The organism is Clavibacter michiganensis (assembly GCF_002151125.1).
Lineage (GTDB): Bacteria > Actinomycetota > Actinomycetes > Actinomycetales > Microbacteriaceae > Clavibacter > Clavibacter michiganensis_C.
The window spans coordinates 93,239-114,771 of the sequence record NZ_MDJZ01000012.1 but is presented as its reverse complement, the minus strand read 5'-3'; the positions used below and the strand labels follow the sequence as shown (position 1 = coordinate 114,771).

Below are 21,533 nucleotides of genomic sequence, written 5' to 3'. Positions count from 1 at the left end.
TCCCGACCCTATTCCGGTCGCCGCGTCCCGTCCCGACGCGCCGGACACGACGACGCCCGGGCCGACCTGGTGGTCGGCCCGGGCGTCGGGCGGTGCGGTGGTGCGAAGCGCCGGAGCGCGTGCCGCTACGGCGTCGGCATGCCGCCGTTGACGTTGAGCGTCTCTCCGATGACGTAGCTCGACTCGTTGGAGGCGAGGAACACGTAGGCGGGCGCGAGCTCGGCGGGCTGGCCGGCGCGGCCGAGCGGCGTCTGCTCGCCGAACTCGGGCAGCGCGTCGGCGGGCTGGCCGCCCGCGGTCTGCAGCGGGGTCCAGATCGGGCCGGGCGCGACGACGTTCACGCGGATGCCCTTGGGCGCCAGCTGGCCGGCGAGGCCCTTCGAGAACGCGTTGATCGAGGCCTTGGTCGTGGCGTAGTGCACGAGGTTCGGCGACGGCGCATAGGCCTGGATCGACGACGTGTTGATGATCGACGAGCCCGGCTTGAGGTGCGGCAGCGCGGCCTTCGTGATCCAGAACATCGCGTAGACGTTGGTCTTGAAGGTCAGGTCGAACTCCTCGTCCGAGATGTCCTCGAGCGCGTCGACGTTCTGCTGCTTGCCCGCGTTGTTGACGACGATGTCGAGGCCGCCGAGGCCCTCGACCGCCTTCGCCACGAGCTCGCGGCTGAACTCCGCGGTGCTGATGTCGCCGGGGATCGCGACGGCCGTGCGTCCGGCCTCCTCGATGAGGGCGACGACCTTCTTCGCGTCCTCCTCCTCCTCGGGCAGGTAGGAGAGGGCGACGTCCGCGCCCTCGCGGGCGTAGGCGATCGCGACGGCCGCGCCGATGCCGGAGTCGGCGCCGGTGACGAGCGCCTTGCGGCCCTCGAGGCGGTTCGATCCGCGGTACGTCTTCTCGCCGCGGTCCGCGGTCTCGTTCAGGTCGGCGTCAAGGCCCGGGCCGTCCTGCTGCTGCGCGGTCGGGTCGATGTCGCCGTACATCTTCGTCGGGTCCTGGAACGTGTACTGGTCGGTGCTCATGTGTCTCCTCGTGCGGTGCGTGTGCGGTGCGGGATGCGTGCGGGTGCCGGGCGGATCAGCTCGGCGGGGTGTCGTCCAGGTCGATGTCCTGGCCGGCGAGGTCGTTCTCGGCGAGCACCGGCTCGGCCTCGCCGTCGACGCCGAGGACGTCGGCGGTGGGCTCGGCGTCGGCGGCCATCACGGCGTCGTCGTCGGGCTCCTCGACGGGATCGTCGGTCTCGGGGAGGACGGTCTCGCCGGCGACGGCGTCGTTGGCGACCGTCTCCTTGTCCATGCCGACCGCGTCGAGCGCGGTGTCGTCACCCGTGGCGTCGTCGCCGGGCGTGGTGCTGGTGGCGTCGGTCACGGTCACTCACCGGCCTCGGGCTTGGGGTGGCCGGGGATCGAGTCGCCGCTGAGGTTGAGCTCGTCGGGGTCGACGTCGATCTCGCCGACGTCGTCGGGTCCGCCCGATCCGGGGAGCACCTGCACGTCGTCCGCGGCGGCGGGGACGTCGTCGGAGACGCCCTCGCTCTCGGTGATCTGCTGCTCCTGCTTGACCTGCGTGTCGTCCTCGCTGGGCGAGATGAAGTCCTTGTCCTGCCGTGTGTCTGAGGTGTCCGCGGGCTGGAGGCGCGGGTCGTCGGTGTCCATGCTCTCGACGCTACGCTCGGCCCCGAGGGCTGTGTGGCGGCGTTCAGGCAACGCGCATGTGCGGGATCCGGGACGCGTCACGGCGGCGCGCCCCGGGGCGGATCACTGGTCGTCGGGACCCTCGCCGAACGGGTCGGGGGTGTCCTCGCGCGCGTCCTCCTCCGCCGCCTCGGCGGCCTCGGCGACCGAGTCGGAGTCGATGGGCGCGGGCTCGGCGAGCGGGTGGCGCGAGGCGTCGGCGGGATCCGTCACGTCAGCGGCCCTCGGGGTCGACGTGGCCGACGGCGTCGTCGGCGGGTGCGCTCATGTGCGAGTCGGCGGCGGTGACGGCGCGGTTGTCGGGGACCTCGGGGTACTCGGCGCTCGCGGGATCCGCGTCCTCCACCTCGAGGGTGTCCTCCTCCGCGTGCCCGTAGGTCGTGCCCTCCGGCTGGCGGACGGCGTCGCCCACGCCCGCCGGCGCATCGGCGTCGGTGACCACGTCGTCGACGGTCACCAGCCCGTCGGGGTCGCCGGGGCCGCGCCCGGTGCGGATGCCGTCTGCCTGGTCGTCTCGGTCGCTCATGCCCCCACCCTACGAGCGCTCCGGCGATGCGGCACGGCCGGTCGCGCCCCCGAAGCGGGGTCGCGGCATCGCCTCGCGGAGGGTCCCCGCGAGTCGTCGTCGACCGGGTTGCGTTCCCGTCCGAGCGCCCCCATATTAGGTGAGCCTTGCCTAACCATTCCTGATGCTCGTGACCCGGACACGGCTCCCCATCGAACCGACGAAGGACCCATGACCCTCTCCCCGCACGCCTCCCGCCCGACCGACCAGACCCTCGCGGACGCCCGCGCCGACCCGCGTGCGGAGGGCGCGGATCCCGCCGGCGAGCTGTTCTCCGACCGGACGCTCCCCGGCTGGGAGGCCGCCCTCCGCGCCGCCGCCGCCCACGTGCGCGCCGCGGCCCGCCGCGCCGATGGCCCCTTCACGGGGATCACGCCCGCGCGCCTCCGCGGATCCTTCGCGGGCCTCGACCTCGACCGTCCGCTCGGCGGCCTCGACGACGCCCTCGACGAGCTCGACGACCTGTACCTCCGCGACGCGGTCTGGTTCCACGACCCGTCGTACGTCGCGCACCTCAACTGCCCGATCCTCATCCCGGCCATCGCGGGCGAGCTCATCCTCTCCAGCGTGAACACGTCGATGGACACCTGGGACCAGAGCGCCGGCGCGACCCTCATCGAGCGTGCGCTCATCGACTGGACGACGGGCCGCGCCGGCCTCGGCGACGACGCGGACGGCGTCTTCACGAGCGGCGGCAGCCAGTCGAACCTGCAGGCGCTGCTGCTGGCGCGCGACGAGGCGGCGGCCGTGCACGGGCTGGCGCCGGCCGACCGGCAGCGCATGCGGATCCTCGTGAGCGAGGTCGGGCACTTCAGCGTCGAGAAGAGCGCCCGGATCCTCGGCCTCGCCCCCGACGCGGTCATCCGCGTCCCCGCCGACGACGCCATGCGGATGCGCGTCGACGCCCTCGAGCGCGAGCTCGCGCGCTGCTACGCGGCCGGGCTCCTGCCCGTCGCCGTGGTCGCGACCGCGGGCACCACCGACTTCGGCAGCGTCGACCCGCTGCCCGCGATCGGCAACGTCTGCCGGCGCGAGGGGATCTGGCTGCACGTCGACGCCGCCTACGGCGGCGGCCTCCTGACGTCGCTCCGGCACCGGCACCTGCTCGACGGGATCGAGCGCGCCGACTCCGTGACCGTCGACTACCACAAGACCTTCTTCCAGCCGGTGAGCTCCAGCGCGGTGCTCGTGCGCGACGGCCGCACGCTCCGGCACGCGACGCTGCACGCCGACTACCTGAACCCGGCGGATCGCGCGCACGAGGAGATCCCGAACCAGGTCGACAAGTCGCTGCAGACCACGCGGCGCTTCGACGCGCTGAAGCTGTGGCTCACGCTCCGCACGGTGGGCGCGGACGGGGTGGGGCGGATGCTCGACGACGTGATCGCGCTGGCCGACCGCGCCTGGCACGCGATGCGGCGGGATCCGGCGCTCGAGGTGGTGGTGCGCCCGGAGATCAGCGCGCTCGTGTTCCGGTACGTGCCGGCGGGCGAGCGGGACGGATCCGCGGGGCCGGACGCGGGGGCCCGCTCGGACGCCGTGAACCGCGGCATCCGGCAGGCGATCCAGGACTCGGGCCGGGCGATGGTCGCCGCCACGCGCGTGGACGGCCGCGCGCACCTGAAGCTCACGCTGCTGAACCCGGCGACGACGGACGCGCACATCGACGAGATCCTGCGCATGGTCGTGGCCGCGGGCGACGCGCTCGACGCCGGGCCGGGCGACGCGGAGGCTGCCGGCGTGCCCGCCGCCGCCGCCAACACCAGCGCCGGCGCGGAGGCCGGCCGATGACCGCCCCCGGCGCCGACACCGCCCCCGACCGCATCCGCGACGTCGTCGCCGTGGGCCTCGGCCCCGCGAACCTCGGCCTGGCCTGCCTCGCGGATCCCCTCGACCTCGACCTGGTCGTGCTCGAGCGGAAGCCGCGCTTCGACTGGCACCCCGGCATGATGCTGCCGACCGCGCACCTGCAGACGCCGTTCCTCGCCGACCTCGTCACGCTCGCGGATCCCACGTCGCGGTTCTCGTTCCTCGCGTACCTCAAGGACACCGGGCGGCTGTACTCCTTCTACATCCGCGAGGACTTCTTCCCCCTCCGCAGCGAGTACGTCGCGTACTGCCGGTGGGCGGCGGAGCGCGCGCGGGGCATCGAGATGGACCGCGACGTGCAGGCGATCTCCTTCGACGAGGCCGGTGGCGCGTACGTCGTCGAGTCGGTCGACGCCGCGGGCGATCGGCACGTGCACCGCGGCCGGGCCCTCGTCGTCGGCGTCGGCACCCCGCCCTGGCTGCCGGACGCCGTGCGCGACCTCCCGGGCGTCGTGCACAGCTCCGGGTACCTCGGCGCGAAGGCCGCGCTGCAGGAGCGGGACGCGATCACGGTGGTCGGCAGCGGGCAGAGCGCGGCGGAGATCTACCGCGACCTCCTCGAGGACGTGGACTCTCGCGGGTACCGGCTCGACTGGATCACGCGCTCGCCGCGGTTCTTCCCGCTCGAGTACACGCGGCTCACGCTGGAGATGACGAGCCCCGAGTACAGCGACCACTTCTTCGGCCTGCCCGCGCCCACCCGCGACGTGCTCCTGCGCGAGCAGCGGGCCCTCTACAAGGGCATCGACTCGGAGCTCATCGACGACGTCTTCCACGCGCTCTACCGGAAGCGGCTCGCCTTCGACGCGCTGCGGGCGGAGGGGCGGCTCGCGCCCGGCGGCGACGCGGGATCCGGCGTGCCCACCCGGCTGCTCACCAACGCGGAGGTCGTGTCGGCGCGCGTGACGCCCGACGGCGGTGCGGTCCTCGGGCTGCGGCACGCCGAGACCGGCGCGGAGCGGGAGTGGCCGACGGGCGCCGTGATCATGGCGAGCGGGTACGACGCACGGGCACCGCGGATCCTCGACGGGCTCGGCGACCGCGTGCACCGCGACGCCCGAGGCCGGCTCGACGTGGCGCGCGAGCACACGGTCGACGACGCCGGCAGGCTCTTCGTGCAGAACGCGGAGGTGCACACGCACGGCTTCGTCGCGCCCGACCTCGGCATGACGGCGCACCGCAACTCGCGGATCCTGCGCGCCATCACCGGCCGCGAGGCGTACCCGGTGGAGGAGCGGATCGCGTTCCAGGAGTTCGGGCTGCCGGACGACGTGCCCGCGGCCGGATCGGGGGTGCTCGCGTGAGCGCGCCCGCCACCGAGGCGCCCGCCGCGGAGTCCCCCGCCTACGGGCTCGACCTGAGGCCGCTCGACCCGGACGCCGACGCCGCCCTCGTGCACGCCTGGGTGACCGCGCCGCGCGCCCGCTTCTGGCAGATGGAGCACGCGACGCTCGACGAGGTGCGGGCCGAGTACCGGTCCATCGCGACGGATCCCCGGCGCGGGGCGTGGATCGGCCGGCACGACGGGGTCCCCGCGTTCCTCGTGGAGGCGTACGACCCGGCCGGCGACCCCATCGGCGCGCACCTGGATCCGCTCCCCGGCGACCGCGGCATGCACCTGCTCGTGGCGCCGCCCACGGGTGATCCGCTGCCCGGCTTCACGACCGCGGTCATGCGGCACGTCGTCCGGCACCTGCTGCGGGATCCGGACGTGCGGCGCCTCGTCGTCGAGCCGGACGTCCGCAACACCCGGATCCACCGACTCAACGAGCTCGTCGGCTTCCGGCCGCTCCGGGTCGTCGACCTCGGCGCGAAGCACGCGCTCCTCAGCGTCGCCACGCGTGACGACGCCCTCCTGCACGCCACCCCCACGGACGGACACGACATGACCCTGACCCACGACCGCCCCGCCGACCCCGACGCGGCATCACGAGCCCGGACATCGCTCGAGCCCGTGCCCGGCCCGGCGCCCGAGACCGCCGCCGAGCCGGATCCGCGCGTCCACCGCGCCGCGCACCTCCGCCCCGACGTCTGGGCCGCGGCCACGCGCCACCTCGTGCGCAAGGCGCTCGCCGAGTTCGCGCACGAGCTGCTCATCGAGCCGGAGCGCGTGGATCCGGAGAGGCCGCCCGGTGCGCCTCGCCGGATCCACGACCCCCGCGCCTGGGCCGACTACCGCGTCGCGAGCCCCGACGGCCGGAGCGCGTACGCGTACCGGGCCCGGATCCTCGAGCTCGACCACTGGGACATCGAGGAGCGGAGCATCGCCCACACGGTCGACGGCGCCCCCGCCGAGCTCGACGCGACCGACCTCGTGCTCGACCTCCGTGACCGGCTCGGGATCACCGACGAGGTGCTGCCCGTCTACCTCGACGAGATCCAGAGCACGCTGTCGGCCGCAGCGTTCTCCCGCCTCCGCGACGTGCCCGACGCCTGCGGCCTCCTCACGGCGTCCTACGCCGAGGTCGAGTCGACGATGGACGAGGGCCATCCCTGCTTCGTCGCGACCAACGGCCGCATCGGCTTCGACCTCGACGACCACGACCGGTACGCGCCCGAGGCGGGGGAGGACGTCCGGATCCTCTGGCTCGCCGTGCATGAGCGCCTCGCCCGCTTCACCGCGATCGAGGGCCTCGACCGGGAGGCGTTCCTCGATGCCGAGCTCGGCGGATCCGCCCGCGCCCGCTTCCGCGCGCGCATGGAGCGGCTCGGAATCGACCCCGCGGAGCGCGTGCTCGTGCCGGTGCACCCGTGGCAGTGGGAGAACGTCGTCACGGTGACCTTCGCGGGCCTCGTCGCGCGCCGCGACATCGTGCTGCTCGGCACGGGCGACGACGAGTACGGCGCGCAGCAGTCCATCCGCACCTGGGCCAACCGCACGAGCCCCGAGCGCTGCTACGTGAAGACGTCGCTCTCGATCCTCAACATGGGCTTCACCCGCGGCCTCTCGCCGGCGTACATGGCGGTCACCCCGGCGATCAACGACTGGGTGCACGCGCTCGTCGCGGGCGACGAGGAGTTCGCGCGGCTCGGCTTCGGGATCCTCCGCGAGGTCGCCGCGGTCGGCGTGCGCGAGGAGCGGGTCGAGTCCGCGCTGCCGCCCGGCCACTCCCACGGCAAGATGCTGTCCGCGCTCTGGCGGGAGTCGCCCGTACCGGGCCTCGCGGAGGGCGAGCGGCTCATGAGCATGACGAGCCTCCTGCACATCGATGCCCACGGGAGGACCGTGCTGGGGGAGCTCATCGACGCGTCCGGCATCGGCGCGGCCGCCTGGCTCCGCCGCTGGCTCGACGCGTACCTCGTGCCGCTCGCCCACGCGCTCCTCGCGCACGACCTCGCGTTCATGCCCCACGGCGAGAACGTGATCCTCGTCCTCCGCGACCACGTCGTCGTCCGCGTGCTCATGAAGGACATCGCCGAGGAGGTGGCGCTGTTCGACACGGAGCGCGAGCTGCCCGAGGACGTGCGGCGGATCCGCCTGGACGTCCCCGAGGACGAGCGCACCCTCACGGTCTTCACCGACGTGATGGACGGCTTCCTCCGCTTCGCCGCCGCGCTCCTCGAGGACCGCGACGACCTCGGACCCGACGGCCTGTGGCGCGTGGCGGCGGAGGCGCTCACCGACCACGAGCGCGCGCACCCGGAGCTCGCGGACCGCGTCGCCCGGTTCGACCTGTTCGCGCCGTCGTTCGACCGCTCCTGCCTCAACCGCCTCCAGCTGCGCGACAACCGGCGGATGGTGGACCTGCAGGCGCCGGTCATGCAGATCCACGGGTCGCTCCGGAACCCGCTCGCGATCCACGCGGGGCTCCGGCCGCGCATCGGCTGACGACGCGCGGCCCGCACGTGCGAGGAGCCGCCGCCCGCTGGTGCGGACGACGGCTCCTCGTGGTGCGGTGCGGGGATCAGCTCGCGGCGGGTGCGGCCTGCTCCACCCTCAGCGTCTGCGGCGACGCGTCCTGCCCGTTCGGCTCGTCGGACGTGACCTGGATCTTGCGCGGCTTCGCCCGCTCGCTCACCGGGATGGTGACGCTCAGCACGCCGTTGGCGTAGTGCGCCGAGATGCGCTCGGTGTCGATGCCCTGGCCGAGGGTCAGCTGGCGGAGGAACGTGCCGGCGACGCGCTCGCGCGTCAGCCACCGCACGTTCTGGTCGCCCGCGAGCGTGCGCTCGGCGCGGATGGTCAGCAGCTGGCCGTCCACGTCGATGTCGACCGATCCCGGGTCGATGCCCGGGAGGTCGGCGGCCAGCACGTAGGTGTCGCCCTCGCGGTGCAGGTCGATGGGCATGGGCCGGTTGGACTGGCGGGTCTCGGCCAGTGCGCCCATGGCGCGGTCCAGCTCGCGGAACGGATCGAAGGTCATGTTCATGCTCGACTCCTCTGATCGATGATCTGTGGATTGAGCCCCCTCGGCTCAACTGCGTCGAGATTAGCACTCGGCATGGGGGAGTGCCAAGGCGTTCGCCGACGGCGAATGCTGCTCTCACCACCTGTTCGTCAGCGGCGGCGGAGGTCCCGCTCCATGCGGCCGATGAGCGTCCAGACCGCGCGCGACAGGTCCGGGTGCTCGAGCGCGATGCCCCGCAGCAGCCGGTATTCGAAGCGCGCCACGACGCCGGGCTCGGTCGACGGGTGCCGCACCCGGGCCAGCTCCTCGGCCATCCCGTCGGCCTCGAGCGCGTCCTGGCGGAGGGTCGCGACCACGTGCTCGTCCACGGTCGGCAGCTGCGGGATCACCTCCCACGGGTCGTCGCCGTTGCGGCAGCGGTGCTCGATCACGGCGTCCAGCTCGTCGCGGGCCTCCTGGCGCAGCACCTCGAGGCTGGCGGGGAAGCGGGCGTGCACGGGCGGATCCTCTCGGGCGGCGGGCCGACGCGCCGGGCGGCCGCCGTCCCCTCACGGTACGTCATGCTCCCGGCGGCGCCCGACGGGTGCCCGGACGCCGTCGGTAGCCTGGAGGACCGCGACCCAGGAGGATCCATGACCGACCACGCCCGCCCCGTCGCCCTCGTCACGGGAGCCACCCGCGGCATCGGCCGCGCCATCGCGGAGGACCTCGGCCGCACCCACCGCGTGATCGTGCACGGCCGCGACCGCGACGCCGTCGACGCGCTCGCCGCGTCGCTCCCCGACGCCGCGGGCTGGGCCGCCGACCTCGCCGCGGGCGGCCTCGACGGATCCGTCCCCGCCCTCGACCGCCTCGACGTGCTCGTGCACTCGGCCGGCGTCATCGGCGGCGACGCGGTGGCCGAGACGCCCGTCGACGAGTGGCGCCGCGTGTTCGAGGTCAACGTGTTCGCGGTCGCCGAGGTCACGCGCGTCCTCCTGCCCGCGCTCCGGGCCGCGAAGGGGCAGGTCGTGCTCGTGAACTCCGGATCCGGCTTCACGGCGAACCCGACGGGCGGCGTCTACGCAGGATCCAAGTTCGCCCTCCGCGCGCTCGGCGACGCCCTGCGCGAGGAGGAGCGCCCGCACGGCGTGCGCGTCTCGAGCGTGCACCCGGGCCGCGTCGCCACCGACATGCAGCGCGAGCTCCGCGCCAAGGAGGGCGGCGAGTACGACGAGGCGCGCTACCTCGAGCCCGCGTCCGTCGCGCGCGCCGTGCGCCTCGTCGTCGACCAGACGCGCGACGGCACGCTCGAGTCGGTGTCGCTGCGGCCGTTCGGCGGCTGATCCGCCGGGCTCAGCGCCCGCGGAACGTCGCCCGGATGTCGTCCACCAGGGCCCCCGGCTGCTCGAGCAGCGCGAAGTGCCCGCCGCGCTCGACCTCGTGGAAGAGCACGAGGTCGGCGTACCGGCGCTCGGCCCAGCGGCGCGAGCGGCGCACGTACTCGCCCGGCATGACGCTGAGCCCGGTCGGCACCGTGATCGGCTCCTCGATCGTGCCCGGCGTGGCCCAGCCGACCTGCGCGGACTCCCAGTAGAAGCGGGCCGCGGAGGCGGCCGTGCCGGGAAGCCAGTGGAGCATCACGTCGTCGAGGATCTCGTCGAGCGGGAAGAGGGCCTCGGCGTCGCCGTGCTCGTCATGGGATCCGCCGACGTCCTGGAACATCGCGTAGATCCAGGCCGCGAGGCCCACGGGGGAGTCCTGCAGCGCGTAGCCGACGGTCTGCGGCCGGGTCGACATCTGCTGCGAGTAGCCGGACAGCTCCTGCCGGTAGCGCACGGTCTCCGCCATCATCCGCCGCTCCTCGTCGGTGGCGTCGCGCATCTCGTCGTCCGTCGGCATGAAGGTCGCCATGTTGAGGTGGATCGCCCGGAGCCCGATGCCCTCCGCGGCCTCGAGCGCCGCGAGCTCCGACGTGACGGTCGCCCCGAGGTCGCCGCCCTGCGCGTACCAGGCGTCGTAGCCGAGCCGGCGCATGAGCTCGGCCCACGCGCGGGCCGTGCGCCGCGCTCCCCAGCCCGTGCCGGTCGGCTTCCCGGAGAAGCCGAAGCCGGGGAGGCTCGGGATGACGACGTGGAAGGCGTCCTCCGCGGATCCGCCGTGTGCGACGGGGTCCGTGAGCGGCCCGATCGCGTGCCGGAACTCCAGCACGGAGCCCGGCCAGCCGTGCGTGAGGATCAGCGGGCGTGCGCCCGGCACGGGGGAGCGCACGTGCAGGAAGTGGATGTCCAGCCCGTCGATCCGGGCGGTGTGCTGCCCCCACCCGTCCAGGAGCGCCTCGGTGCGGCGCCAGTCGTAGCCGTCGATCCAGCGGTCGACGAGCCGGCGCATGCGCGCGAGCTGCGGCCCCTGCGACGTGTCGTCGACGGTCTCCGGCTCGGGCCAGCGGGTGGCGAGGAGGCGGCGGCGGAGGTCGTCGAGGTCAGCCTCGGGGATGTCGAGGCGGAAGGGGGTGATGGCGGGCATGCGGGCTCCGATCGGGTCGAGGAGCGCGGCTGATGCCTGCGCTCGAAGATGATCTTTGCACAATACGATCTCCTGGGTATACGATCTCGGCATGATCTCCTCCGCCTCGACCCGCGCCCGTGACCGCGCCGACACCGACGCGGACGCGTCCGGCATCGACTGGGGATCGGGCGGCATCGAGACGCAGCTCGGCTGGTCCATCCAGGCCGTCTACCAGGGCTTCGTGCGCACCGCGCAGACCGCCGTCGCCGACGTGCCCGGCGGGCCGCGCGGGTACCAGGTGCTCGTCGCGATCACCACGGAGGAGCCGTCGTCGCAGCTCGCGCTCGCGCAGCGGCTCGGCATCGACAAGACGCAGATGACGTACGTGGTCGACGCGCTCGCCGAGGGCGGGCACGTCGAGCGGCAGCCGCATCCGCGGGATCGCCGGATCCGGCAGGTCGTCCCGACCGACGCCGGGCGCGCCCTGCTGGCGACGGCCCGCGTCGCGCTCGGCGCGGTGGAGGACGGCCTGATGCGCGACCTCGCACCCGCCGAGCGCACCGCGCTCCGGCGCCTCCTCGCCCGCGTCGCGCTCGGCATCGGCGAGGCCCCGGCGGCCGCGCCCGACGCCGCCACGCCCGGCTCCGACGCGCCCGACGCCGCGCGGCTCGAGCAGCCCGTCGCCGCCCCCCACCGCTCGCGCCGCTCGGCGCGCCGCACCACCCGAGATGGAGAACCCGCATGAGCAGCTCGACCCCCGCATCCGCATCCGCGCCCGGCCCCGTCGTCGTCGCCGGCGCCACCGGCGACCTCGGCCGCCGCATCGTCCGTGAGCTCCTCGCGCAGGACGTGCGCGTCCGCGTCCTCACCCGCCCCGGCAGCACGGCTGCCACCGAGGCGTGGGGCGGGGATCCGCGCGTCGAGGTCGCCGAGGCCGCCTACACCGACCGGGCTGCGCTGATCCGCGCGGTCGCCGGCGCCCGCGTCGTCGTCTCCGCGGTGAGCGGCGCCCGCGCCGTGATCGTCGGGGCGCAGCGCGCGCTCCTCGCCGCGGCGGTCGCGGCCGGCGTGCCGCGCTTCATCCCCTCGGACTACTCCGCCGACTACCGCAGGGTCACGCCCGGCAGCAACCGCAACTTCGAGCTGCGGCGCGAGTTCGCGGCCGACCTCGACGCGGCGCCGATCCGGGCAACCTCGGTGCTCAACGGCGCGTTCGCCGACATGCTCACCGGGCAGGCGCCCATCGTGCTGTTCGACCGGCGCCGCGTCCTCTACTGGTCGTCCGCCGACCAGGTGCTCGACTTCACGACCAAGGACGACACGGCGCGCGTGACGGCGCTCGTCGCGCTCGACGACGACGCGCCCCGCGTGGTCGAGGTGGCGGGGGACCGGGTCACCGCCCGCGATCTCGCGAGGACCATGACGGAGATCACGGGCGCGCCGTTCGCGCTGCAGTGGGCGGGCTCCACGGGCGTCCTCTCCACGGCGAGCAAGGCGATGCGCCGCGTGGGCCGCGACGAGCAGGAGACCTTCCCCGCCTGGCAGGGGATGCAGTACCTCGTGAGCATGTACAGCGGCGAGGCGGAGCTCCTCCACGTGGACCGCGAGCGGTTCGGCGCGCACACCTGGACGAGCGTGCGGGACGTGCTGGCCGCGCACGTCGCCGCGCGCTCGGCGACGACCGCCGCGTAGCCGCGCGCGGATCGGACGGCCGGGCGGCGCGCCCGGCCGTCGCGTCACGAGGCCACGGCTCGCTGGATGCCGCGTCCAGCGGGCGGTGGAAGGGTGGGGCCGCGCCACGAGCGCCGCGGGCCGGCCGTCCGACCGCCCGCACCCGAGAACGAAGGAGACCCATGTCTGCACGCAGCATCCAGTGGCAGCTGGCGAAGCGCCCCACCGGCGAGCCCACCCCCGACGACGTCCGCCGCGTCGAGGTCGACCTCCCCGACCTGCAGGACGGCGAGGTCCGGGTCGAGAACGAGTTCATCTCCGTCGACCCGTACATGCGCGGCCGCATGAACGACGTGCCGTCCTACGTGCCGCCCTTCCAGCTCGACGAGGCGATGACCGGATCCGCGGTCGGCCGCGTCGTCGAGTCCCGCTCCGACGACCTCGCCGTCGGCACGCTCGTCAGCCACATGCTCGGCTGGCGCGACGTCGCCCAGGGCGACGCCGGCGGCTTCCGCCCCGTGCCCGAGGTCCCCGGCGTGGCGTCCTCCGCCCACCTCGGCGTGCTCGGCCTCACCGGCCTCACCGCCTACGTCGGGCTCACCCGCATCGCGTCCATCACGGAGGGCGACGTCGTCTTCGTCTCCGGCGCGGCCGGCGCGGTCGGCTCGATGGTCGGCCAGATCGCCCGCCTGCTCGGCGCCTCGCGCGTCGTCGGCAGCGCCGGATCCGCGGAGAAGGTCGAGCGCCTCACGTCGCACCTCGGCTTCGACGCCGCGTTCGACTACCACGGCGGCGACCTCGAGCGGAAGCTCGCGGAGGCGGCGCCCGACGGCATCGACCTCTACTTCGACAACGTCGGCGGCGACCACCTGTCCGCCGCGCTCGGAGCCCTGAAGGACTTCGGCCGCGTCGCCAACTGCGGGTCGATCTCGACCTACAACTCCACCGGGGAGGAGGTCGCGATCCGCAACACGGGCCGCATCGTCACGCGCGGCCTCACGCTCCGCGGCTTCACCCTCGGCAACCACCAGGACCTCGCGCCCGAGTTCGCGTCGAAGATGGGCCCGTGGCTGGCCGAGGGCCGCATCACCGCCGACGAGACCGTGATCGACGGCATCGACCGCGCGTTCGACGCCTTCACCGGCCTCATGCGCGGCGAGAACGTCGGGAAGATGGTCGTGCGGACCAGCGCCTCCGCCTGACCCGCACCTGACGGGCGTCGTCCTCGGGGAGCGTCGGCGGGGCATCCGCCCGGCGTTCCCCGTCGGCCGTCGCGTCGTCACCCGACCGCGCCTCGCGCAGGCGCCGCCCCTCGTCCTCGAGGAGGGCGCGACGCCGGGCGAGCCGGTCGGCGCGCGTCGTGTCGCGGACCGGCAGCCGCAGCGCGTGCTCGGCGGGGATCCCCGCCTGCAGCTGCCTCGCCCGGATGATCTCCACGTCGAGCTCGCCGCCGAGCACGAGCGACAGGTTCCCGATGTAGAGCCAGAGCAGCAGCACGATCACCGCGCCGAGCACCCCGTAGGTCGACTCGTAGCTCGCGAGCGACGTCACGTACCAGACGAAGCCCGCCGTGCCGAGGCCCCAGGCCACGATGGCGACGATGCTGCCCCACGTGAGCAGGTCGACGCGGCGGCGGCGGAGGTTCGGGGTCGCCGCGTACAGCACCCCGATGATCCCCGTGAGCAGCACCAGGAGCAGCGGCCACTTCACCACGGCCCACACCACGAGCGTCGTGTCGCCGATCCCGAGGTGCTGGCCGAGCGCGCGGGCGCCCTCGTCGGTGAGCAGCAGCATGCCGACCATCACGACGCTGACGACGAGCAGCGCCACCGTGACCCCGAGCATCAGCGCCCGGTACTTCACGAGCGGCCGGCCCTCCTCGGTCTCCTGCACGCGGTTCATCGCGCGGCCGAACGCCGTGACGTAGGCGGCCGAGGTCCAGAGCGCGCCGAGGAAGCCGACCGTGAACGCGATGCCCGAGCGCGGCCCGTCGGCGAGCTGCTCGACGGGGTCGCGGATCACGTCGACGGCCGAGTCCCCGAGCACCGCCGTGAGCACGCGGAGCACGCCCTCGACGCCGGCGCGCGTGTCGCCGACCAGCCCGATGAGGCTGAGCACCGCGACCGCGGCGGGGACGAGCGAGAGCGTGGAGTAGAACGTGAGGCTCGCGGCCATGTCGATGCCGCGGTGCTTCATGAAGCCGTACACCGCCCGGCGGCACGCGTACCAGCCGAGCTCGCGGCCGATGCGCTGGCGCCGGTGGAGGGCGGCCTCGTCGAGGTCCGCCTGGTCCGGGACGCCTTCGGGCGCGGCGCGGCGCGGACGGGTGGGCATGTCCGCCAGTCTGACCCACGCCCGGCGCGCGGACGGACCCGGCGGCCCTCGGCGGCTGGCCGCGACCGGCCGGGTGCGCTACACAGGGGGGATGGTGCACACATCCTCCGTCGAGATCGAGCGCAAGTACGACGTGCCGGAGGGGGTGCCGGTCCCGGCCTTCGAGGGCATCGAGGGCGTGGCCGAGGCGCGCGCCGCGGAGCCCGTCACGCTCCTGGCCGTCTACCTCGACACGGCGGACCACGCGCTCGCCGACCGCCGCATGATCCTCCGCCGCCGCGAGGGCGGGCACGACGCGGGCTGGCACGTGAAGCTCCCGGCCGACGGCGGCGAGGGCCGCACCGAGCTCGGCTGGCCGCTCGCGGACGGCGACGACGGCGACGGCGCGATCCCCGGCCCCGTGCTCGACCAGGTCGCCGTGCACGTGCGCGGCCGCGAGCTCACGCCGCTCGCGCGGCTCGAGACCGTGCGCACGACCGTCACGCTGCACGACGCCGACGGGCGGGCGGTCGCCGAGTTCGCCGACGACCGCGTCACCGGATCCGACGTGCGCGGCGGCACCGTGCGCGCCTGGCACGAGTGGGAGGTCGAGCTCCTGCCGGACGCGCCCGCGAAGCGGAAGCAGCGCACCGCGCTCCTCGACCGGATCGAGCGGCACCTCCTCGACGCCGGCGCCCGCCCCTCGGACAGCGCCTCGAAGCTCGCCCGCGCGCTCGGGGCCGACGCCCTCGGCCGGCAGGCGCCCGCGGGACCCGCCCTGCCGGATCCCGCGACCCTCACCAAGGAGAGCCCCGCCGCCGACGTCGCCCGCGCGGTCCTCGCCCGCGGCGTGCGCGACCTCGTGGCCGCCGACCCGCACGTGCGCGCCGACGAGCACGACGCCGTGCACCGCATGCGCGTGGCCGTCCGCCGCCTCCGCAGCGCCCTCCGCACGCACCAGGACGTCATCGACCCCGCCGCCACCGCGCCCGTGCGCGCCGAGCTCACCGCCCTCGGCGCCGTGCTCGGCGACGCCCGCGACATGGAGGTGCTGCGCGACCGCGTCGTCTGGTCCGTGGTGGAGCACGACACGGGGACCGTGCCGGACCACGTCGGCGACGCCCTGCACGACGTCCTCGACGAGCGCTACCACCGGGCCCGCGAGCGGGTGATCCGCGCGCTCTCGTCCGCGCGCTACGTCGCGCTGCTCGACGACCTCGACCGGCTGGTCGCGGATCCGCCGCTCACCCACGATGCCACCGCCCCCGCGGGCCCTGCCCTGCACGCGGCCCTCCGCCGCGACGCGGAGCGCGTGGGCCGCCGGGCGGCGGTCGCGCAGGAGGCGGTGGGCGAGGCCGCGCGCACCGAGGCGCTGCACGAGGTCCGCAAGGCCGCGAAGCGCCTCCGGTACGCGGCCGAGGAGGTCAGCGGACGCACGGTCACGGTCCTCGGGCGGAAGACCATGCGGCTCGCCACCGCGGCCGAGGAGGTGCACGACGAGCTGGGCGAGCACCGCGACGGCATCGCGATGCAGCGCCTCCTCCGCGAGGAGGCCAAGCGCCTCGCGGCCCGCGGAGAGGACTCCTTCGCGCTCGGCGTGCTGCACGAGGCGGAGCGGCTGCGCACCGAGTCCGCCCTGTGGCGCGCCGAGCGGGCCCTCGAGCGCCTGCTCGCGACCGCCGTCCCGGGAGCGTGAGGGCGGACCGTAAACTCGACGGGTGACCCCCGACGCCGATCCGCCCGCCCCGGCGTACGACCCGTCGGAGCTCGACGTGCGGGTCACGGGCGGCACCGTCCGGGGCGTGCGCGAGCGCGGGATCGAGGCCTGGCGCGGCATCCCGTTCGCGGCCCCGCCCCGCGGCGACCTCCGCTTCCGTGCCCCGCAGCCCGTCGTCGGCTGGGACGGAGCGCGCTTCGCGCAGCACTTCGGCAGGGTCGCACCGCAGGTGAGCGCGGGCGCCTTCATGGGCGCGCCGCAGGGCACGCCGATGGGGGAGGACTGCCTCACCGTCAACGTCATCGCGCCGTCCGGGCTCAGCCCCGACGCCGCGCGCGTGAACCGCGAGTCGCAGCTGCGGCCCGTCATGGTCTTCATCCACGGCGGCGCGTACGTCGTCGGATCCTCCCGCGAGAACCCCGTGCAGGGCGAGGGCCTCGTCCGCCAGGGCGGCATCGTCTACGTCAGCTTCAACTACCGGCTGGGCGCGCTCGGCTACCTCGACTTCAGCCGCTACTCCAGCCCCGAGCGCCCCATCGAGTCGAACCTCGGCCTCCGCGACCAGGTCGCGGCGCTCCGCTGGGTGCGCGAGAACATCCGCGCGTTCGGCGGGGATCCCGACAACGTCACGGTCTTCGGCGAGTCCGCGGGCGGCAACGCCGTCACCACCCTCATGGCGGTGCCGTCGGCGCACGGGCTCTTCGCGCGCGCCATCGCCCAGAGCTCGCCGACGAACGCCGTCTACCCGGCCGAGCAGACCGCGCGGTGGGCGGAGGAGTTCGTGGGCCTCCTCGCGGACCGGGCCGGCCGCGCGCCCGACGACGCCGAGGCCGTCCGCCTCCTCACCTCCGCGAGCGCGTCCACGCTCGCCGCGGCGGCGAACGAGCTGATGGTGCGGACGCCCGACGAGGAGCCCGGCACCATCACCTTCAGCCCCGTCATCGACGGCGACGTGCTCCCCGAGCGCCCGCTCGACGCGTTCAAGCACGGCCGTGCCGCCCGGGTGCCGCTCATCATCGGCACCAACGAGCGCGAGGGATCCCTGTTCACCGGCCGGCTCGACATCCTCGCGACCACGCCCGAGCGCATCGAGGCCGTGTTCGCCAAGACGGACGAGGAGCACCGCGAGGAGCTCGCGTCGCTGTACCCGGGCCTCCCGAAGCGCCGCGCCGCCCTCGACTTCGGCGGCGACTACGCCTTCTGGTTCCCGTCGATCAAGGTCGCCGAGCGCCACGCCCGCTACGCGCCCGTGCACTTCTACCGCTTCGACATCGCGCCGCGCCTCGTGCGCGTCATGGGCCTCGACGCCACGCACGGCCTGGAGCTGTTCGCGCTGTTCGACCGCATGGACACCCTGCTCGGCCGCGGCATGACCCTGCTCGGCGGGCGGCGCGCCTTCGTGGCCGCGGGCGAGCGGATGCGCATCGCGTGGCTCCGCTTCGCGCAGGACGGCACGGTCGACGACTCGTGGCCCGCGTACGTGGGCGGCGACGACGAGGCGCCGGGCGCCGGCCCGTCGGCCCCCGGGCAGCGGGCGACCCTCGTCTTCGACGTGGTCGACCGCGTCGAGCACGACCCGCACGCCGACCGCCGCGTCGCGTGGCGCGACTTCGTCCCGCACATCTGAGCCGCGGGACCCGGCGCCGGCTGTTCACCGGATCGCCATGCGCCGGACGCCCGTTCGAGGCGCCCGTGTGCAGGCCGTTAGGATCGACGACTGTGACATCCGCTCGAGGGATCCGGTAGTGGATCTCACCCTCATCGTCGTCCTGGTCATCGCCCTGGCCCTGTTCTTCGACTTCACCAACGGCTTCCACGACACGGCGAACGCGATGGCCACCCCCATCGCGACGGGTGCCCTGAAGCCGCGGGTGGCCGTCGCGATCGCCGCGGTCCTCAACCTCGTGGGCGCGTTCCTCAGCACCGAGGTCGCGAAGACCGTCTCCGGCGGCATCATCCGCGAGGGCGACGGGGGCGTGCAGATCACGCCCACCATGATCTTCGCGGGGCTGATGGGCGCCATCGTCTGGAACCTCGTCACCTGGCTCCGCGGGCTGCCGTCGAGCTCCAGCCACGCGCTCTTCGGCGGCCTCATCGGCGCGGCCGTCGTGGGCGCGGGCCTCGGGTCGGTCGACTTCGGCGTGGTCCTGTCGAAGGTCATCCTCCCGGCGATCCTCGCTCCCGTCATCGCGGGGCTCATCGCGTACGCCGCCACGAAGCTCGCGTACTCGATCACGCGCCGCTCGAGCGGACCGAACGAGCGCGGCGGCTTCCGCTACGGCCAGATCTTCACGTCGTCGCTCGTGGCCCTCGCGCACGGCACGAACGACGCGCAGAAGACCATGGGCATCATCACCCTCACGCTCATCGCGGGCGGCTTCCAGGCGGCCGGCTCCGGACCCGAGTTCTGGGTCATCGCGGTGTGCGCCGTCGCCATCGCGCTCGGCACCTACATGGGCGGCTGGCGCATCATCCGCACGATGGGATCCGGCCTCACCGAGGTCAAGCCGGCGCAGGGCTTCAGCGCCGAGGCGTCGACCGCGGCCACCATCCTCGCGTCCAGCCACCTCGGCTTCGCGCTGTCGACCACGCAGGTCGCCTCCGGATCCGTCATCGGCTCGGGCCTCGGCCGCCGCGGCGCGTCCGTGCGCTGGAACACGGTCGGCAAGATCGCGCTCGGCTGGCTGCTGACGCTGCCGTCGGCCGCCGTCGTGGGCGCGGTCGCGGCGCTCGTCGCGAGCACCGGCACGGTCGGCTTCCTCATCGACGCGGTCGTCGGCGTGGCCGTCATCGTCTGGATCTTCTGGCGCTCGCGCCGCAACGCCGTCGACGCGCGCAACGCCATCGTCGAGGTCGACGCCGCCGGCTTCGCCGTGCGGGGACGCAAGGCCACCAAGGCCGCACGGAAGGCCAGGGAGGCCGCATGATCGACTGGAGCGCGTTCCTCGTCGTGGCCGTGGCGGCCCTCATCGGCGCCGTCCTGGTCGTCTGCCTCTTCTCCCTCGGCGTCCGGCTGCTCGCGGTGGGCACCGAGTACGACGACGAGGGCGACAAGGTCTCGGTCACGGGCATCCGCCCGCAGGCCGCGACCGTGGGCGGCTACGTCTGCTTCGCCCTCAGCGGCATCGCCGTGCTCTACGGCGTGTACCTCATCGTCCCGGCCCTGCACTCCTGAGCCCGGGGGCGCGCATCCGCGGCTGGTGCCCGGCGCGCGCCCGCCCCTAGGCTCGACCCCGTCCCGACAAGGTAGTCGGCTCCTCTCCCTCCCGTCGCCCGACCCGACCCCTCGCGGAAGAAGCCCATGACCGAAGCGCGCACGTCGTCCCCCGCCCCCGAGACCCACGGCGAGCGCGGCGCGCTCGACCGGTTCTTCGAGATCACGAAGCGCGGATCCACGTACGCGCGCGAGATCCGCGGCGGCGTGCTCACGTTCGTGACGATGGCGTACATCGTCGTGCTCAACCCGCTGATCCTCGGCGGCTTCAGCGCGGACGCCGCGACGCTCGACGTGGAGGGCAACTGGCTGCAGGCCACGCAGGTGGGCGCCGCGACCGCCCTCACCGCGGGCGTCATGACGATCCTCTTCGGCCTCGTCGCCCGCCTGCCGTTCGCGTTCGCGGCGGGCCTCGGCATCAACTCGTTCCTCGCGGTCAGCGTGGTCGGCGAGGTCACCTGGCCGGAGGCGATGGGCCTCGTGGTCATCAACGGCCTCGTGATCGTGCTGCTCGCCACCACGGGCCTGCGCACGCTGATCTTCCGGGCCGTCCCGCGCGAGCTCAAGACGGCCATCACGGTGGGCATCGGCCTCTTCATCGCGTTCATCGGCTTCGTCGACTCCGGCTTCGTGCGCGGCACCGGCGTGCCCGCGTCGCCGCTCGCGCTCGGGATCGACGGCTCCATCGCGTCGCTGCCGACCGTCGTCTTCATCCTCGGCCTGGTGATCATGGGGGTGCTCATGGCCCGCCGCGTGCCCGGCGCGCTCCTCATCGGCATCGTCGCCACCACGCTCATCGCGATCGTCGTCGAGCAGGTCTTCCGCATCGGCCCGTCGAACACCTCCGGCGCCACCGGCTGGAACCTCAACGCGCCCGTGCTGCCCGCCACGCCCGTGTCGCTCCCGGACCTCGGGCTCGTCGGCGCCTTCGACTTCGGCGCCTTCGGCCGCATCGGCGTCATCTCGGCCCTCATGCTCGTCTTCACGCTGGTCTTCACGAACTTCTTCGACGCCATGGGCACCATGACCGGCCTCGCCAAGGCGGCCGACCTCTCCGACGAGCGCGGCGACTTCCCCCGCCTCAAGGGCGCGCTGGTCGTCGAGGGCTTCGGCGCGGTCGCGGGCGGCGCGACGTCGAGCTCCTCGAACACGGTCTTCATCGAGTCGGCGTCGGGCATCGGCGAGGGCGCCCGCACGGGCCTCGCGTCGATGGTCACCGGCGTGCTGTTCCTCCTGGCGATGTTCTTCACTCCGCTGACGCAGGTCGTGCCGCTCGAGGTCGCGGCCGCGGCCCTCGTGATCGTCGGCACGCTCATGGCGTCGCAGATCCGAGACATCGTGTGGACCGACTTCTCGGTCGCGCTGCCGGTCTTCCTCACCGTGCTCGTCATGCCGCTCACCTACTCGATCGCCAACGGCATCGGCGTGGGCTTCCTCTCCTGGGTGCTCGTCCGCTCGTTCTCCGGTCGCGTGCGCGAGGTGTCGCCGCTGCTCTGGGTCGTCTCGGCGGGCTTCCTGGTGTTCTTCGCGCGCGGGCCGATCGAGCAGCTGCTCGGCGTCTGATCCGCGGCGTCGCGCGGCCGTCGGGTCGGCGGGAGGCGCCCAGCCCTGCGTAAGGTGGACGGGACCCCCTTTCGACGACGCACGGGAGCCC

21 protein-coding genes are annotated in these 21,533 nt (G+C 74.1%); 12 read left to right on the top strand and 9 right to left on the bottom strand.

The features are described from left to right. Positions 1–125: 125 nt before the first annotated feature. From BFL37_RS07370 to BFL37_RS07355, 5 genes are all read right to left on the bottom strand, one after another. Positions 126–1,022, bottom strand: a complete 897-nt coding sequence (locus tag BFL37_RS07370) for a glucose 1-dehydrogenase (RefSeq protein ID WP_086514494.1) — start codon at positions 1,020–1,022, stop codon at positions 126–128. Positions 1,023–1,077: 55 nt separating this feature from the next. Continuing rightward, positions 1,078–1,368 (bottom strand): hypothetical protein, encoded by a 291-nt coding sequence (locus tag BFL37_RS07365; protein ID WP_241533905.1) that lies wholly within the window; start codon positions 1,366–1,368, stop codon positions 1,078–1,080. A 2-nt stretch (positions 1,369–1,370) separates the two neighbouring features. Beyond that, positions 1,371–1,655, bottom strand: coding sequence for a hypothetical protein (locus tag BFL37_RS07360; protein ID WP_086514492.1), 285 nt, complete (start codon positions 1,653–1,655; stop codon positions 1,371–1,373). A gap of 102 nt (positions 1,656–1,757) precedes the next feature. Next, a complete protein-coding gene (locus tag BFL37_RS14585) occupies positions 1,758–1,907 on the bottom strand; it encodes a hypothetical protein (protein WP_172403763.1) in 150 nt (49 codons plus the stop codon). A 1-nt stretch (position 1,908) separates the two neighbouring features. After that, a complete protein-coding gene (locus BFL37_RS07355; protein ID WP_086514491.1) occupies positions 1,909–2,220 on the bottom strand; it encodes a hypothetical protein in 312 nt (103 codons plus the stop codon). Positions 2,221–2,430: 210 nt separating this feature from the next. Between BFL37_RS07355 and BFL37_RS07350 the strand changes: the two genes are divergently transcribed. Genes BFL37_RS07350 through BFL37_RS07340 form a run of 3 tightly spaced genes read left to right on the top strand, consistent with a single transcriptional unit; the run spans position 2,431 to position 7,957 of the window. Beyond that, entirely contained in the window at positions 2,431–4,050 is a 1,620-nt protein-coding gene (locus BFL37_RS07350; RefSeq protein ID WP_086514490.1) for a pyridoxal phosphate-dependent decarboxylase family protein, read from the top strand. Continuing rightward, the gene (locus BFL37_RS07345) at positions 4,047–5,432 is read left to right on the top strand and encodes a lysine N(6)-hydroxylase/L-ornithine N(5)-oxygenase family protein (RefSeq protein WP_086514489.1); all 1,386 of its coding nucleotides are present in this window, start codon (positions 4,047–4,049) and stop codon (positions 5,430–5,432) included. The genes BFL37_RS07350 and BFL37_RS07345 overlap by 4 nt, the downstream gene beginning before the upstream one ends. Further along, positions 5,429–7,957 (top strand): GNAT family N-acetyltransferase, encoded by a 2,529-nt coding sequence (locus BFL37_RS07340; RefSeq protein WP_086514488.1) that lies wholly within the window; start codon positions 5,429–5,431, stop codon positions 7,955–7,957. The genes BFL37_RS07345 and BFL37_RS07340 overlap by 4 nt, the downstream gene beginning before the upstream one ends. 76 nt (positions 7,958–8,033) lie before the next feature. On the opposite strand, the gene BFL37_RS07335 is transcribed toward BFL37_RS07340, so the two are convergent. Next, on the bottom strand, positions 8,034–8,498 hold the full coding sequence (locus BFL37_RS07335; RefSeq protein ID WP_086514487.1) for an Hsp20/alpha crystallin family protein: 465 nt from the start codon (positions 8,496–8,498) through the stop codon (positions 8,034–8,036). A 128-nt stretch (positions 8,499–8,626) separates the two neighbouring features. Beyond that, positions 8,627–8,974 carry a hypothetical protein gene (locus tag BFL37_RS07330; RefSeq protein WP_086514486.1) on the bottom strand — a complete coding sequence of 116 codons (348 nt, stop codon included), beginning with the start codon at positions 8,972–8,974 and terminating at the stop codon, positions 8,627–8,629. A 135-nt stretch (positions 8,975–9,109) separates the two neighbouring features. Between BFL37_RS07330 and BFL37_RS07325 the strand changes: the two genes are divergently transcribed. Continuing rightward, entirely contained in the window at positions 9,110–9,802 is a 693-nt protein-coding gene (locus BFL37_RS07325) for an SDR family oxidoreductase (RefSeq protein ID WP_086514485.1), read from the top strand. Between the two features lie 10 nt (positions 9,803–9,812). On the opposite strand, the gene BFL37_RS07320 is transcribed toward BFL37_RS07325, so the two are convergent. After that, entirely contained in the window at positions 9,813–10,982 is a 1,170-nt protein-coding gene (locus BFL37_RS07320) for an epoxide hydrolase family protein (protein ID WP_086514484.1), read from the bottom strand. Positions 10,983–11,073: 91 nt separating this feature from the next. Between BFL37_RS07320 and BFL37_RS07315 the strand changes: the two genes are divergently transcribed. The 3 genes from BFL37_RS07315 to BFL37_RS07305 all read left to right on the top strand — a co-directional run bounded on the left by BFL37_RS07315 (position 11,074) and on the right by BFL37_RS07305 (position 13,837). Further along, complete coding sequence (locus BFL37_RS07315) at positions 11,074–11,709, top strand: MarR family winged helix-turn-helix transcriptional regulator (RefSeq protein ID WP_086514483.1); 636 nt, start codon at positions 11,074–11,076, stop codon at positions 11,707–11,709. Next, entirely contained in the window at positions 11,706–12,656 is a 951-nt protein-coding gene (locus BFL37_RS07310; RefSeq protein WP_086514482.1) for an NmrA family NAD(P)-binding protein, read from the top strand. The genes BFL37_RS07315 and BFL37_RS07310 overlap by 4 nt, the downstream gene beginning before the upstream one ends. 161 nt (positions 12,657–12,817) lie before the next feature. After that, on the top strand, positions 12,818–13,837 hold the full coding sequence (locus tag BFL37_RS07305) for an NADP-dependent oxidoreductase (protein WP_086514481.1): 1,020 nt from the start codon (positions 12,818–12,820) through the stop codon (positions 13,835–13,837). Here BFL37_RS07305 and BFL37_RS07300 read toward each other — a convergent pair. Further along, positions 13,782–14,969 carry a YihY/virulence factor BrkB family protein gene (locus BFL37_RS07300; RefSeq protein ID WP_086514480.1) on the bottom strand — a complete coding sequence of 396 codons (1,188 nt, stop codon included), beginning with the start codon at positions 14,967–14,969 and terminating at the stop codon, positions 13,782–13,784. The two genes, BFL37_RS07305 and BFL37_RS07300, sit on opposite strands and share 56 nt — an antisense overlap. A 91-nt stretch (positions 14,970–15,060) precedes the next feature. Here BFL37_RS07300 and BFL37_RS07295 point away from each other — a divergent pair, with 91 nt between their 5' ends. From BFL37_RS07295 to BFL37_RS07275, 5 genes are all read left to right on the top strand, one after another. After that, the gene (locus tag BFL37_RS07295; RefSeq protein WP_086514479.1) at positions 15,061–16,644 is read left to right on the top strand and encodes a CYTH and CHAD domain-containing protein; all 1,584 of its coding nucleotides are present in this window, start codon (positions 15,061–15,063) and stop codon (positions 16,642–16,644) included. Positions 16,645–16,666: 22 nt separating this feature from the next. Further along, positions 16,667–18,292, top strand: coding sequence for a carboxylesterase/lipase family protein (locus BFL37_RS07290; protein WP_086514478.1), 1,626 nt, complete (start codon positions 16,667–16,669; stop codon positions 18,290–18,292). Positions 18,293–18,410: 118 nt separating this feature from the next. Next, positions 18,411–19,592, top strand: coding sequence for an inorganic phosphate transporter (locus BFL37_RS07285; RefSeq protein WP_086514477.1), 1,182 nt, complete (start codon positions 18,411–18,413; stop codon positions 19,590–19,592). After that, positions 19,589–19,840 carry a hypothetical protein gene (locus BFL37_RS07280; RefSeq protein ID WP_086514476.1) on the top strand — a complete coding sequence of 84 codons (252 nt, stop codon included), beginning with the start codon at positions 19,589–19,591 and terminating at the stop codon, positions 19,838–19,840. Before BFL37_RS07285 ends, BFL37_RS07280 begins: the two co-directional genes overlap by 4 nt. 126 nt (positions 19,841–19,966) lie before the next feature. Then, on the top strand, positions 19,967–21,442 hold the full coding sequence (locus BFL37_RS07275) for an NCS2 family permease (protein ID WP_086514475.1): 1,476 nt from the start codon (positions 19,967–19,969) through the stop codon (positions 21,440–21,442). Positions 21,443–21,533: the final 91 nt, after the last annotated feature.

Bases quoted from the DNA above. Each gene is read 5' to 3' on its own strand.
- BFL37_RS07370 (WP_086514494.1), bottom strand. From the start codon at position 1,022: ATGAGCACCGACCAGTACACGTTCCAGGACCCGACGAAGATGTACGGC.
- BFL37_RS07360 (WP_086514492.1), bottom strand. From the start codon at position 1,655: ATGGACACCGACGACCCGCGCCTCCAGCCCGCGGACACCTCAGACACA.
- BFL37_RS07355 (WP_086514491.1), bottom strand. From the start codon at position 2,220: ATGAGCGACCGAGACGACCAGGCAGACGGCATCCGCACCGGGCGCGGC.
- BFL37_RS07350 (WP_086514490.1), top strand. From the start codon at position 2,431: ATGACCCTCTCCCCGCACGCCTCCCGCCCGACCGACCAGACCCTCGCG.
- BFL37_RS07345 (WP_086514489.1), top strand. From the start codon at position 4,047: ATGACCGCCCCCGGCGCCGACACCGCCCCCGACCGCATCCGCGACGTC.
- BFL37_RS07335 (WP_086514487.1), bottom strand. From the start codon at position 8,498: ATGAACATGACCTTCGATCCGTTCCGCGAGCTGGACCGCGCCATGGGC.
- BFL37_RS07325 (WP_086514485.1), top strand. From the start codon at position 9,110: ATGACCGACCACGCCCGCCCCGTCGCCCTCGTCACGGGAGCCACCCGC.
- BFL37_RS07320 (WP_086514484.1), bottom strand. From the start codon at position 10,982: ATGCCCGCCATCACCCCCTTCCGCCTCGACATCCCCGAGGCTGACCTC.
- BFL37_RS07315 (WP_086514483.1), top strand. From the start codon at position 11,074: ATGATCTCCTCCGCCTCGACCCGCGCCCGTGACCGCGCCGACACCGAC.
- BFL37_RS07310 (WP_086514482.1), top strand. From the start codon at position 11,706: ATGAGCAGCTCGACCCCCGCATCCGCATCCGCGCCCGGCCCCGTCGTC.
- BFL37_RS07305 (WP_086514481.1), top strand. From the start codon at position 12,818: ATGTCTGCACGCAGCATCCAGTGGCAGCTGGCGAAGCGCCCCACCGGC.
- BFL37_RS07300 (WP_086514480.1), bottom strand. From the start codon at position 14,969: ATGCCCACCCGTCCGCGCCGCGCCGCGCCCGAAGGCGTCCCGGACCAG.
- BFL37_RS07295 (WP_086514479.1), top strand. From the start codon at position 15,061: ATGGTGCACACATCCTCCGTCGAGATCGAGCGCAAGTACGACGTGCCG.
- BFL37_RS07280 (WP_086514476.1), top strand. From the start codon at position 19,589: ATGATCGACTGGAGCGCGTTCCTCGTCGTGGCCGTGGCGGCCCTCATC.
- BFL37_RS07275 (WP_086514475.1), top strand. From the start codon at position 19,967: ATGACCGAAGCGCGCACGTCGTCCCCCGCCCCCGAGACCCACGGCGAG.